Source organism: Pectobacterium nicotianae, assembly GCF_023272715.1.
In the GTDB taxonomy this organism is placed as follows: domain Bacteria; phylum Pseudomonadota; class Gammaproteobacteria; order Enterobacterales; family Enterobacteriaceae; genus Pectobacterium; species Pectobacterium brasiliense.
Genome location: NZ_CP096821.1, coordinates 1683131 through 1696464, shown reverse-complemented (window position 1 = coordinate 1696464; position 13334 = coordinate 1683131). Strand labels below are relative to the sequence as shown.

The following is a 13334-nucleotide window of genomic DNA, read 5'->3' as shown; positions in this document are numbered from 1 at the left end:
CACCGAGCGCTGATTGACAACGAGTGACCAATACGTAATATGGTCACAACCTTTTTGACTCAAGGAATTCCTATGTTATCCCTCCGTACCCTTTCCTTGGTGGTGACCACGAGCTTAATGGCAGGTTGCGCCGTTGGGCCGGATTATCACCGTCCGGACGCGCCACTCGCGGATCGTTATCAGGCGAAATCCGTTATAAAACCGTCTGCAGAACAAGAAAGCGCAGCTCAGGCAGCCAACCTTGCGGTCTGGTGGGAAAGCTTTAATGATCCCTTACTGAGCCAGTTAGTTTCAAGGGCACTTGCACAGAATCTTGATTTAGCTCAGGCGTCCGCACGGATGAGTCAGGCGCGTGCCGGGCTTGGCGCAGCAACGGCGGCGCTGCTGCCCTCGGGCAACATCAGCGGACAAGGCACTCGCGCCTACCAGTCAATTGAAACGCCACAAGGTCAGCTACTCAACTCGGTTCCTGGCTATAGTCGCTACGGCAATGCTTATGAAGCCGATCTCAACGCCAGTTGGGAGCTTGATGTATTCGGAGGCCTGAGACGCGGTCGTCAGGCGGCACTGGCTGATTATCAGGCTTCCGAGGCGGGCGTCGCGGCCACACGTCTGGCCGTCGCCGCTCAGACTGCCGATATTTATATCACTCTGCGCGGGTTACAAACGCGTCTGGCGATCGCCAACAGTCAGGTCAAGACACAGTAAGAGCTGCTGGATAAGGTACAGCTGCTCCACAATAAAGAGCTCGCCGCAGAATATCAGGTTCGTCAGACGGAGGGCGCGCTTTCGCAGGTTCAGGCAACCGTGCCCGCTCTCCAGACCGGAATCGATGCCGCGATGAACGCATTGGACGTTATGCTCGGCACACCTCCCGGCACGCATCGGACCCAGTTGTCCAGCTCACAGGCCATTCCACAGCCTCCCACGCTCATAGCAACAGGGACACCCGCCGACCTGCTGCGCCGCAGACCCGATATTATCGTGGCCGAACGCCACCTCGCGGCGTCCAACGCACGCATCGGGGTAGCCATCAGCGAGTACTATCCTACATTCTCGCTCAGCGCCTTACTCGGTAGTGCAACGTCGGTGTCGAGCGGCAATCTGTTCTCCAGCGGTGCCAGCCAATCGGCGGGCGTATTAGGGCTGCGCTGGCGACTCTTCGACTTCGGCCGCATTAACGCCCAGATCGATCAAGCGAAGGGACAAGAAGCCGAAGCGCTGGCGGCTTACCGCCTGTCGGTACTCCGCGCGACCGAAGACGTTGAGAACGCCTTCTCGGCCCTGGTCAATCGCGAAACGCGGTCTGCAACGTTAACCGCCGGTGAGACCGCGTTAGCCAGCGCGCGGCAGTCGTCTTTCATCGCCTACCAGAAAGGAACAAGCAGCCTGATTGACGTTCTTCACGCCGATGAAACCCTGCTACAAACCTCCGATGCCAGGGCTCAGGCTCAAACCGAATCGGCACGCGCAGCCGTCGCCACATTCAAGGCGCTCGGTGGTGGCTGGCAGCCGCCAGAAACCACTGCGAAGGCACAATAAGATGCGCACGAACCTGAGATCATTCAAAAGGTGGACACCGCAACACTAAACGAGGTGTCGCGGCGGGGAGCAAAGCCTGCGGCAATACGCCGTTACGAAAACAGAAGTAATGCTTACGGATGAGTGTGGTTAGTGACACTTGTGTCGAGGGTTGTCTGTATATTCTGACGTGTTGCTGCATTATTACTCTAAGAGAGGTTGCACGATTTCATGGTGGTGCCCGACAACGATGATTCGGTTGTGATGTTACGGGCCTGCTTTCGATACGTCTCTATACCCTAAATCATTCGAGCTGCGGTGTGATGGGTATCTCTCTTATGGAACAGTCACATGGTCAATAACAGAACGCAGGCATCATCCATACTGGTGATGTCGAGAGTCATGGTGTTGATGATCGGTTCCGGTGTGTTGAGTTCATGCGCTCACACGCCTCGTGAATGCAAAGATATTAGCGGGTTACTACAATCGCACGGCGTCACTGACACGTCCACGGGTCTCCCCGTACCCGACAAAAGCATGGAGCAATGGAAAGCGGAGCTGCGCCAGGCGGCACTTTCTCAGGGAATCACGGCAGATACCTTTGATAACGCGTTGGCCGATCTGACGCCGGACACCGACGTGGTAGCCGCCACACAAAAACAGCCTGAGTTGGTCACCCCTGTGTGGACCTACCTTGAACAGCGGATCACGCCGGAAAATATTGCGCAGGGGAAAACGCTGCTTAAGCAATACGCGGACGTCTTGACGCGCATCAATCAGCGCTATCAGGTGGATCCGCCACTGCTGTTCGCCTTTCTCTCCATTGAAAGTCATTATGGTGCCAATACCGGCGACAAAGCGGTCATCCGCTCACTGGCCACGCTGGATTACTACAATTATCGTCGCGCGTTTAACCGGCAGAATCTGATTGCGGCGTTGCGTATGATTCAAAACGGCAATGCGCGGCCAGAGCAAATAAAAGGATCCTGGGCCGGAGCAATGGGGATGCCTCAGTTTATACCGACCTCTTACCTGCAATATGCCGTTGATTTTGATGGCGATCGTCACCCGGATATCTGGACCTCTTTCCCAGACACGCTGGCGTCGGTGGCAAACTATATGCAGCAGGCTAAATGGAAGGCGGGCGTCCCTTGGGGGTTTGAAGTGAATCTGCCCACCGGTTTTGATTATTCTCTTTCCGGTATGGATAACCAGAAAACCGTCGCTGACTGGCAGGCGCTCGGGATAAAAGCCGCGGTGCCCAGAGATCTGGCAGCGCTGTCTTCGGAGAAAGCCTCGATATTGCTGCCGACAGGGAAGAATGGCCCGGCGTTTCTGGTGATGGGTAATTTCCGCGCCATTCTGCGGTATAACAATGACGTTTCCTATGCACTTACTGTCGGCTTGCTGTCGGATAACTACCAGCACGATACGCCGGTACGCAAACCTTGGCCGCGGCAGGAAACGCCGTTAACACGCAAAGAACGCGAGGCGCTGCAAATTCTGTTACAGGAAAAACAGCTCTATCAGGGCGCGATTGACGGCAACATTGGCCGCGGCACCACGCAGGCGATCCGCACTTACCAGCAACAGGAAGGGTTACCGCCGGATGGCTACCCCGACCATGCCTTGCTTGACAGGCTGCGCTGCCAGTAAACACGGGCGCTCAATGTGAGCGGGTATCGCCGAGCGCATGGCACACGACTGGCGGCGGAATGCCGTCAATCGAGCAATCATTTTCGGGGAACCACCCACATCAGCATCATGACTTGCCGCCGCAAAATAAAACGCGCTATCATCGCGGCGGCTATTCACTTTTACATCTTTTGATTTTCATCTTCGCTGGATTTTTTCAGCGCGAATTTCTCTGTCTGTTCTCAACGTCACACGCGATACCGAGCCAGACATCATGATGTGAAAGGCCTTTTCTATGTGTACACCTCAAATTCGTAATTTCTGCATTATTGCCCATGTCGATCATGGCAAATCCACCCTCGCCGACCGCTTTATCGAACTGACTGCAACCGTCGCCCAACGTGACATGCGTGAACTGCTGCTGGATTCAATGGAGATAGAACGGGAACGCGGCATCACCATCAAATTGCAAACCGTGCGCATGAGTTATCGGGATGAGAAAGGTCAGCAGTATCAGTTCAATCTGGTGGATACGCCGGGGCACGTCGATTTTTCTGCAGAAGTCTCCCGCAGTCTCGCCGCCTGTGACGGTGCGATTCTTCTGATCGACGCCACACAGGGCGTTCAGGCACAGACAATCGCCAACCTCAATCTCGCACGACAGCAAGGGCTGACTATTCTGCCCGTCCTGAACAAAATCGACAGCCCACAGGCTAACGTACCGCAGGTGATGCAGCAGTTGGCGACGATTCCCTCGCTGGATATCAGCACCGTGCTGACGGTCTCTGCCAAAACCGGTGAGGGCGTGGCCGAGGTACTGGACGCAATTGCCCACCATTTCCCTGCACCAACAGGGTTCGCCGATGCCCCGCTGCGCGCGCTGGTGTTTGATTCACATTACGATCCCTATCAGGGGGCCATCATGCATGTACGCGTGGTGGATGGCAGTATTCAGGCTGGTGCAACGCTACGTTTCATGTCATCAGGAACACGTTTTGAGGTCACCGAAACCGGCGCTTTTTTCCCCCATCGTCAACCTTGTACCGCGTTAGAAAACGGTGAAGTCGGTTATCTCGCGGCGGGACTGAAAGACGCCGCCGCCATCCGGGTGGGCGATACGCTGACGTCAGCCGAACACCCCGCGACAGAGCCGGTTGCTCGCTATCAGGACATGAAGCCGATGGTGTTTTCTGGGCTCTATCCCGATGCGGACGACGATCTAAAAGGCTTGCGTAACGCCATGAATAAGCTGTCACTTAACGATGCGGCGTTGCACTGGATTCCCGATGTTTCCGCCTCACTGGGTGCCGGTTTCCGCTGTGGTTTTCTTGGGATGTTACATATGGATATTGTTCGTGAACGGCTCAGGCGCGAATACGGCATCTCCGTGATTGCCACCGCGCCCAGCGTGGAATACCGCGTCACGTTACATAACGGCCAATGCCTGACGATCGATAATCCGGCACATTTCCCCGGAGAGGACGTGTTGCACTTCGTCGAAGAACCCTATGTTATCTGCACAATTAACACACCGGACGCCTACGTCGGCACGTTGATGGAGTACTGCGCCTCGCGCCGTGGGGAGTTTATCGACATGCAATATCTCGATAACGGCAGCGTGACCTTACACTGGGAGCTGCCGCTCAACGAGATGATCTTCGGCTTTTTTGATGCCCTGAAATCGCTCACACAAGGCTATGCCACGCTGGATTATGAACCCGGTCGCTACCGGCGTTCCGATTTAGTACGCTGCGACATCTACCTCGATAGCCAGTTGATCGATGCTTTTTCCTTCATTATCGCCCGTCATAAGGCATGGGCGCGGGCAACCGAGATCGTGAAAGCGTTGAAGTACGTGATTCCGCGCAAGCTGTACCCCGTTCCTGCTCAGGCAAAAATCGGTAATCGCGTTATCGCGCGCGAAGATATTCCCCCGCTGCGCAAAAGCGCATTGGCGCAGGGTTTTCAGGGCAGCCTGTCGCAGAAACAGCGACTGATCCGTAAACAGCGGGAAAATAAAAAGCACAACGTTGGGTTCTCAAAACGAGACATTCCACGCGAAGCGTTTATGGCCATTCTGGCGATTGATTCCTAATTCCTGACGGAGAAAACACAACGAGCGGGCGGATAAGGCGACGCGTTAGCCGCCCCTTCGTTTTCCTACTGACTTTTCCTTGCCTGCCGATGACGGACAGTATCTTTTATACTGCCGATAATTTATCCTCTCCCGCCTTTCGTCATCGACCGATAAATAAGAAAAAGTAAGAGCCTGCACCTATGATCTCATCACCCGACGCAACGCCGACGTCAGCGCCCTCTGCCACGTCAACGCTTGCTGTATTACGCTCGCCCTCGCTGCTGATGCGCGAGGTTTTGGCGGGCACCATCACCGCACTGGCGCTTATCCCAGAGGTGATTTCCTTTTCCATCATTGCGGGGGTTGATCCCAAAGTCAGCCTGTTCGCCTCCATCGTATTGTGTTTCACCATGTCTTTTCTCGGTGGCAGACCGGCGATGGTTACGGCGGCGGCAGGTGCCGTAGCGCTGGTTATTGGCCCGATGGTACACGCACACGGCGTGGCCTATATTTTGCCTGCGGTGATCATGGCAGGGATCGTTCAGATTCTGTTTGGATTGGCAGGACTGGCGAGGATGATGCGCTATATCCCCCGTTCGGTAATGATCGGTTTCGTCAATGCGCTGGGCATCCTGATTTTTGCCGCGCAGGTGCCGCATATTTACGGGCAATCCTCGCTCGTCTGGCTGCTGTTTGCGCTGACGCTCGCGATTGTTCTGCTGCTGCCTTATGTGGTGAAAAGCATTCCCGCGCCGCTGGTTGCCATTGTGACGGTGACCGCGATTGCCATGTTTACCGGCATCACGGTGCCTAACGTCGGCGATGCTGGCCCCATGCAGCCCGGATTGCCGGGTTTCACCCAGTGGCTGGTGCCGTTCAATCTTGAAACGCTGCACATCATCTGGCCGACCGCGCTGAGTATTGCCTTTGTCGGGCTGATGGAATCGCTGTTAACCGCCAAACTGGTCGACGACATCACGGATACGCCGTCCAGCAAGCGTCGCGAATGCTGGGGGCTGGGCATTTCCAATCTCTTCGCTGGGTTTTATGGCGGCATTGCGGGGTGTGCGATGATCGGGCAGACCGTCGTCAACGTGGAGCTAGGCAAAGCGCGCACGCGCATTTCCACCCTCGCCGCCGCGCTGGTGCTGTTGCTGCTGGTGACCGGGCTGAGCGAAATCATGACGAAGATTCCGATGGTGGTGCTGGCGGGCATTATGATGATCGTCGCGCTGAAAACGATGAACTGGCACAGCCTGCACCCGACGACGCTGAAGCGTATGCCGCTGTCGGAAACGCTGGTGGTCATCGTGACGGTTGTCGCGACCGTCTCGACGGGGAACCTCGCTATCGGCGTGGCGGGCGGCGTGATCTTTGCCATCCTGCTGTTTGCCCGCCGCGTGGCGCACGTCATTCACGCAGAGCGTCAGGTGAGCGAAGACGGGCAGTCGGTGCACTACACCGTGCGCGGGCCGCTGTTCTTCGGCAGCAGCAACGATCTCTTCGAGCACTTTCTTTATGCGCAAGACCCGCAAAACGTCACCATCGATCTGACGCACGCCCAAATCTGGGATGCCTCCAGCGTGGCGGCACTTGACGCGATTGAAACCCGCTATCATCGCTACGATGCGAAGGTCACGATTATCGGGCTGGATACCCATAGCACCAAAATTCACCAGCGCCTGTCCGGGCATCTCTAATCACGTCCATTCCCTTGGCTACGGCCAAGGGAAAATGTCGGTATATCTCTTCTGTGGATATGAATACCAGGAATCAAACTAAAGCGTGACGGGCAGATGCTTTATCTTATTTCCTCATAGAAAGGAGGAAAGCATGCCTGCAACACTTATTCCGCAAGAAAGCTCCCACATATTAGCTAGCGCATCAGAGAATGGCGATGTCCGCTGATACACCGTCCACCCACTTCGTATTGATACACGGTGCCTGGCACGGCGGCTGGTGCTGGTCGCGAGTGACCGAACGGCTTAATGCTGCGGGTTTCGCCGCCACTGCCCCGACGCTGACGGGGCTGGCAGAACGCCGTGACGCGCTCTCACGCGGCATTAACCTCTCCACCCACATTAACGACATTATCGCCGCTATTCAGCAACAGGGCTGGCATAACGTCACACTGGTCGGCCACAGCTACGGCGGGTTTCCCACGACGGCTGCCGCGTACCACTTGCCTGACATCGTGAGTCACCTGATCCTGCTGGACGCATTTTTACCCGCGCCGGGTGAGAAGTTGCTGGACCACGCTCCCGATCTCATCGCAGCCTACCAGACGCAGGCGGCGCGCGATCCCACATGGCACATCCCTGCGCTTCCATCGCTGCTGTTTGGCGTGAATGAGGCGGATCGCGACTGGGTCGATGCCCGCCTGACGCCGCAGCCGGTGAATACCTATTTTGAACCGATAGCCTTACCGCCCGCGCCACCGACGCTTAAAAAGACCTACATCCGCTGCACTCGTGCGGCAGGCAACTATCTCACCACCTCGATACAGCGTGCCCAAACCGATCCAACCTGGCGTTTTCTCACGCTCGACAGCGACCACGATGCGATGATCGATGCGCCTGACGCGCTCACCACGCTACTGACATCATCGTTGACAACGCGCACGCCTCTGTGATTAGACTCAATCCTAAGCAGGCTAACTTAAGGAAAGGGTTGATGAAAATTACCGACGTGCGCGTGATTCTCGCGAATCGATATATGTTTGTTGAGGTCACCACTGACGAGGGGCTGACGGGCATTGGCGAATCCGGTGCCTGGGGATTTCTCGATGCCTCTAAAGGTGCCGTCGAGGCATTGCGCACGTATCTGATTGGGCAAGACCCGCTGCGTATTGAACATCACTGGCAGTATATGTACCGCTGCTGGCATTTCCGCGGTGCCGCCATCATGGGTGCGATTAGCGCCATCGATATCGCCCTGTGGGATATCGCAGGCAAGTATTACGATACGCCGGTTTATAACCTGCTGGGCGGACGCTGCCGCGACAAAGCCCGCGTTTATGCCCACGCGGGTGGTCGCACTACCGAAGAAACCATCGCCAACCTGAAACAGGCCAAAGCAGACGGCTTCACCGCGATTGGTCATTTGACGCCTTTTCTGGATGAATCGCGCGATACCCCCTATTTCACTACTCACGCCAAAGAGATCGGCGAAGCCATCGAGCGCATCGGCCTTTATCGGGAAGCGGTTGGTAACGATGTCGATCTGTGTATCGAAGTCCACCGTCGTCTGAAACCCGCCGATGCCGTGGTGTTCGCTCGCGGCATTGAACCGTTTTATCCCTATTTTATTGAAGACCCTATCGGCGCAGATAACTTCGATTCAATGGCGGAAGTGGCCGACAAAATCAATATTCCTATCGCCACCGGTGAACGCCTGAATAATCCACAAGAGTTCGCGATGCTGATTCGCCGCAACGCCGTCGCCTATGTGCGCCCTGACGTCTGCATGTGCGGCGGGATTACCGGTGCGAAAAAAGTGGCCGCGCTGGCAGAAGCCAACGATTTGATGGTGGTGCCGCATAACCCGCTTAGCCCAGTGTCTACCGCCGCCTGTTTGCAGATCGCCGTCAGCATTCCCAACTTCGCGCTGCTGGAATATCCGGGAGATGACCAACCGGCGCTGTCGGAAAAATTTGGTGCGACCGGTGTAGAGAACGGCGTGCGGAAGAAAGACGTGGTGAAGAACACCTTCAAATGCGTGGATGGCTTCATGGAGATCCCGACGCAGTCCGGCATCGGTATCGAGCTGGCAGACGATCTGGAGAATCGCTTCCCTTATCGCCGTCGCGGCCTGAAAACCCGACTGCACGTCGACGGTTCCGTCGTCGATCAATAACCGCGTTTCGGCAGGCCGTGGCGACCAGATATCGCGCCACGACCTCCCGTGTTGATCTTAAGGCGGTGTCTGATTTGCCATTTTCCGCCCTTCCCACTGCATAAGCAGACTCAGCGCCGCAGGCAGGGCAAGCAATGTCAGCAGCGTCGCCACCATCAGCCCGCCGATAATCGCGTACGCCATCGGCCCCCAAAACACCTGATGCGCAATCGGGATCATGCCGAGAATCGCCGCCAGCGCCGTCAGTATAATCGGACGTGAGCGATGGCTGGCCGCATTCACGATCGCCTCCGTCGCAGGCTGTCCGTTTTTCACGTTCAGATCGACCTCACCAATCAGAATCACCGCATTACGAATGATCATCCCCGCCAGCGCAATCGCCCCCAGCAGCGCCACAAACCCCATCGGCGTACCCGTCGGCAGCATGGCCGCGACAATACCAATCAGGCCAAACGGCGCGGTCAGGAATGCCAGCACCATGCGGGAAATACGCTGTAGCTGAATCATTAACAGCACCAGCATCACCAACAGCGTCACCGGCAGCACCGCGTACACGGAGTCATTGCCCTTGTCGGATTCCTCCGCAACGCCGCCTTCCGTGATGTGATAACCCTCCGGTAACGCGGCACGATAGCGTTCAATGTCGGGTGCCAGTTTTTCAGACAGCGCAGGTGCCCGCACACCCGGTGCGACATCCATTTGTACCGTAATAAACGGTTCGCGCTGACGCCGCCAGATAATCGGATCCTCAACGCCATACGCCACGGTAGCAATCTGCCCCAGCGGGACGGAGCGCCCCTCCGCAATCGGGATTTGCAGATTGGCGATCGTCGCAACGTCTCTACGCTCCTGCGGCGTGCCGCGAATCACCACGTCCACCAGCCGATTGCCATCGCGTACCGACGTCAGCGTCGAACCGGAAAATATCGCCGCCAGCATACTCGCCACATCCTGCGAACTGATGCCAACGGCGCGGGCTTCCGTCTGATTCAGCACCACGTTCACCGTGCGTTCAGGTTCACCCGCCGTCAGATTCACCTCACGAACGTCGGCTTGCTTCCCTACCAGACTGGCAAGCCCCTGCGCGATGTCGCGTACACGTTGACTATCCGGTCCCGCCACCCGGTATTTAAGCGGCCAGCCCACTGGCGGCCCGAGTTCCAGTGCCGATACCCGAGCGACGATGTTACTAAAATCCCGCTCCAGCACCTGATTCAACCGTGCTGACAGCGCATCCCGCGCCTCCAGATTTTTTGCCACCACCACCAGCTGCGCGATATTTTCGTGGCTCAGCAAGACATCCATCGGGAGATAAAACCGCACCGCGCCCGACCCCACATAGGTAGAAAAATGGTCAACATCGGGATCGTTTTTCAGCACGGCTTCCAGCCGTTTCGCCTGCGTTTCCGTCGCCTCCTGTGAGGCATTCGCCGGTAGCGTCAGGCTAACCAGCAGCTCCGGCCTGTCGGATGCAGGAAAAAACTCGCCCTCCAGTCGGGTAGCGCCAAACAGCGAAATAACCAGAAGAATGAGAGTGATAACCAGCGTCATTCCCCGGTTCGCCAACGCGTGCTGGAGCCACTGGCGATACATGCGTCCCAACCGTCCCGGCTCGTCATGATGGTGGCTAAACGTTTTTGGCAACAGCCAGACACCGAGCAGCGGCGAAAAGAGAATCGCGACAATCCAGGAACTCAGCAACGAAATCAAAACCACGACAAAGAGCGAAAAGCAGTATTCCCCCGCGCTGGATGCAGCAAACCCCACCGGAATAAATCCGGCGATCATCACCAGCGTCCCCGTCAGCATCGGAAATGCCGTGCTTTCATAGGCCCAGGCCGCCGCGCGTTTGCGATCCCAGCCCTGCTCCAGCCGTGACACCATCGCTTCCACCGTAATCATGGCATCATCCACCAGCAGCCCCAGCGCGATAATCAGCGCCCCCAGCGAAATGCGCTGTAGCCCGATACCGGTGATTTCCATACCAATAAAGGTCATTGCCAGCACAATCGGGATAGAGGCGGCCACCACGAGTCCGGCGCGGCTGCCGAGCGACACAAACGACACCGCCAGAACAATGGCAACGGCTTCCAGCAGCACTTTCACGAAGCCGCCGACCGCACCTTTCACCACCTCGGCCTGATCGGCCACACGCGTCATTTCGATCCCATGCGGTAGTTGCGCAGAGAGCGTATTCATTTTGTCGCGAATCGCCTGACCGAAAGTGAGCATGTTGCCGGTGGGAGCCATCGAGATCGCTAGCCCAATGGCCTTCTCGCCATTCACCCGAAACGTCGGCGACGGCGGCTCGGCCGTTTCACGGTTAATCGTGGCGATATCAACCAGCGGAACAAACTTGCTGCCGATGCGCAACGTAATCTGACGCAGGCTTTGCTCGGAGGTAAACGCCCCGCTGACGCGCACGGCGATCTTCTCATCGTCGGTGCGAATAATACCGGCAGGCGTGACCGCATTCTGCGCTTTCAGCGAATCGATAACCTGCTGTGCATCAATCCCTAATCCGGCGAGACGTCGGGGAGAAAACGTCACCACAATCTGCTCTTCTTCCACCCCCAGCATGTCGACCTTACCGACATCCGGTACGCTCAGTAACGCCGAACGAATATCCTCCACGCGATCGCGCAGCTCTCGCGGCGAGAATCCCTCGGCAGTGAAGCCATAAATCGTCCCAAACGTATCATCAAACTCGTCATTAACGGCGGGCGGACTGACCCCATCGGGAAGTGAGCTGGAAATGTCCGTCATTTTCTTACGCACCGTATACCAGATATTCGGCACGGCAGACGGCGGCGTGTCATCACGCAGGTTAACGAAAACGACCGACTCCCCGGCTCGGGTGTAGCTCTCGACATAATCGAGGTACGGCGTTTCCTGTAATTTTTTCTCCAGCTTATCGGTGACGAAATTGACCGTATCGCCCACCGTCGCGCCCGGCCAGGCGGCAGACACCACCGCGGACTTGATAGTAAACGCCGGATCTTCGTTGCGAGGCAAACGTTGATAGCTCATCACGCCCGCCGCCATAATCACCAGCATCATAAAGGCGACCAGTTGCTGATGCGCTAATGCCCAGGCGGACAGGTTAAAGCGTGCCGCCGATTGCGGTTCTTGTGCCATTAGCGACGCCCCTCTTCATCCAGCCGAATTTTTTCATCCGGCCGTAGCTTGCTGACGCCGGCGATCACGACGCGATCGCCCTGTTCCAGTCCCCCGGAAAGGAAGATCGCCGTGTCGCTATAGCGGGCAACGGTAACTGGCTGTAAACGTACCGTCTGAGTCGCAGAATTCACGACATAGACAGCAGGTTGATCGCCCTGCCGGGTGAGCGCAGAAGCTGGCAGCTCAATAACGGCCGCATCGGACTGCTGTATCGCGCCATTCACGCTGGCACCCAATACCATCGCAGCGGGCGGCGAGGTTAACGTGACTCTCACTCTGAACGTTCGCGTAACGGGATCGGCCTGCGGACTGATATCCCGCACGCGTCCCTCAGCCTGAACGTTCGGCTCAGACAGCAGCGAAACGCGGATAACGCGCGAGGCAAGTGACTGATTGACCAGACGCTCCGGTACGTCAAACACCGCGTCGCGTCCGCCCAGAGAGGCGAGCTTCACCACCTCTTGTCCGGCGCTCACTACCTGACCGGGATTGGCGCTGACCGTCGTGATGACGCCGTCCTGCGCGGCCGTGAGTTGCGTGTAGCCGAAGCGCTCCTGCGCACCTTTCACCGTCGCCTGCGCGCTTTCACGACGGGAAGCCGCTGCGTCCCAGTTTGCCTGCGCTTCATCAAGCTGTACCCGCGCAATCGCCCCGCCCGGCGCCAGCGCCTTCATGCGGGAAAAGTTGCTTTTCGCCAGCCGTTCCGCCGAGATGGCGCTGGCTAAATCCGCTTGCGCGCTGCGCAGCTGATTTTCACTGTCGCGCGCATCGAGCGTCGCAATCACATCACCCCGCTTCACCGACGCCCCCACATCCACCAGACGATTAAGGATGCGGCCATCCAGCCGGAAACCTAACGCCGTTTCTTCATGTGGGCGAACTTCCCCCGTTAACGTCACGGGTTCCCGGTTCATCGCAGGCATAACCACCAGCGTTTTCACCGGCCTGACGGGCGGCGACGCAGGTAAATCATCGGCGCTGTCGCAGCCGCTAAGCAGCAGCGCTGACAGCAGACAGAAGGCAAAACGACTGACCATCATCGCATCCTCTCACTCATCAGATAACA

General features: G+C 57.2%; 7 protein-coding genes and 1 pseudogene. 6 read left to right on the top strand and 2 right to left on the bottom strand.

Features of this window, described 5'->3' with window-relative positions; translation table 11 throughout:
- Positions 1 to 72: 72 nt before the first annotated feature.
- The 6 genes and pseudogenes from MYB54_RS07545 to MYB54_RS07520 all read left to right on the top strand — a co-directional run bounded on the left by MYB54_RS07545 (position 73) and on the right by MYB54_RS07520 (position 9088).
- Positions 73 to 1542 (top strand): annotated as a pseudogene (locus tag MYB54_RS07545) (efflux transporter outer membrane subunit).
- A gap of 330 nt (positions 1543 to 1872) precedes the next feature.
- Positions 1873 to 3177, top strand: coding sequence for a lytic murein transglycosylase (locus tag MYB54_RS07540; protein WP_248721750.1), 1305 nt, complete (start codon positions 1873 to 1875; stop codon positions 3175 to 3177).
- A gap of 274 nt (positions 3178 to 3451) precedes the next feature.
- Positions 3452 to 5251 carry a translation elongation factor 4 gene (gene lepA, locus MYB54_RS07535; RefSeq protein WP_248721749.1) on the top strand — a complete coding sequence of 600 codons (1800 nt, stop codon included), beginning with the start codon at positions 3452 to 3454 and terminating at the stop codon, positions 5249 to 5251.
- Positions 5252 to 5433: 182 nt separating this feature from the next.
- A complete protein-coding gene (locus MYB54_RS07530; RefSeq protein ID WP_039275435.1) occupies positions 5434 to 6933 on the top strand; it encodes a SulP family inorganic anion transporter in 1500 nt (499 codons plus the stop codon).
- A gap of 197 nt (positions 6934 to 7130) precedes the next feature.
- Positions 7131 to 7865: an alpha/beta fold hydrolase gene (locus MYB54_RS07525; protein WP_014915949.1), complete on the top strand. Its 735-nt coding sequence runs from the start codon at positions 7131 to 7133 to the stop codon at positions 7863 to 7865.
- A 41-nt stretch (positions 7866 to 7906) separates the two neighbouring features.
- Positions 7907 to 9088 carry a mandelate racemase/muconate lactonizing enzyme family protein gene (locus MYB54_RS07520; protein WP_039285604.1) on the top strand — a complete coding sequence of 394 codons (1182 nt, stop codon included), beginning with the start codon at positions 7907 to 7909 and terminating at the stop codon, positions 9086 to 9088.
- Between the two features lie 57 nt (positions 9089 to 9145).
- On the opposite strand, the gene MYB54_RS07515 is transcribed toward MYB54_RS07520, so the two are convergent.
- Positions 9146 to 12226, bottom strand: a complete 3081-nt coding sequence (locus tag MYB54_RS07515; RefSeq protein ID WP_248721748.1) for an efflux RND transporter permease subunit — start codon at positions 12224 to 12226, stop codon at positions 9146 to 9148.
- Positions 12226 to 13308, bottom strand: coding sequence for an efflux RND transporter periplasmic adaptor subunit (locus MYB54_RS07510; RefSeq protein WP_039515300.1), 1083 nt, complete (start codon positions 13306 to 13308; stop codon positions 12226 to 12228). The genes MYB54_RS07515 and MYB54_RS07510 overlap by 1 nt, the downstream gene beginning before the upstream one ends.
- Positions 13309 to 13334 lie beyond the last annotated feature (26 nt).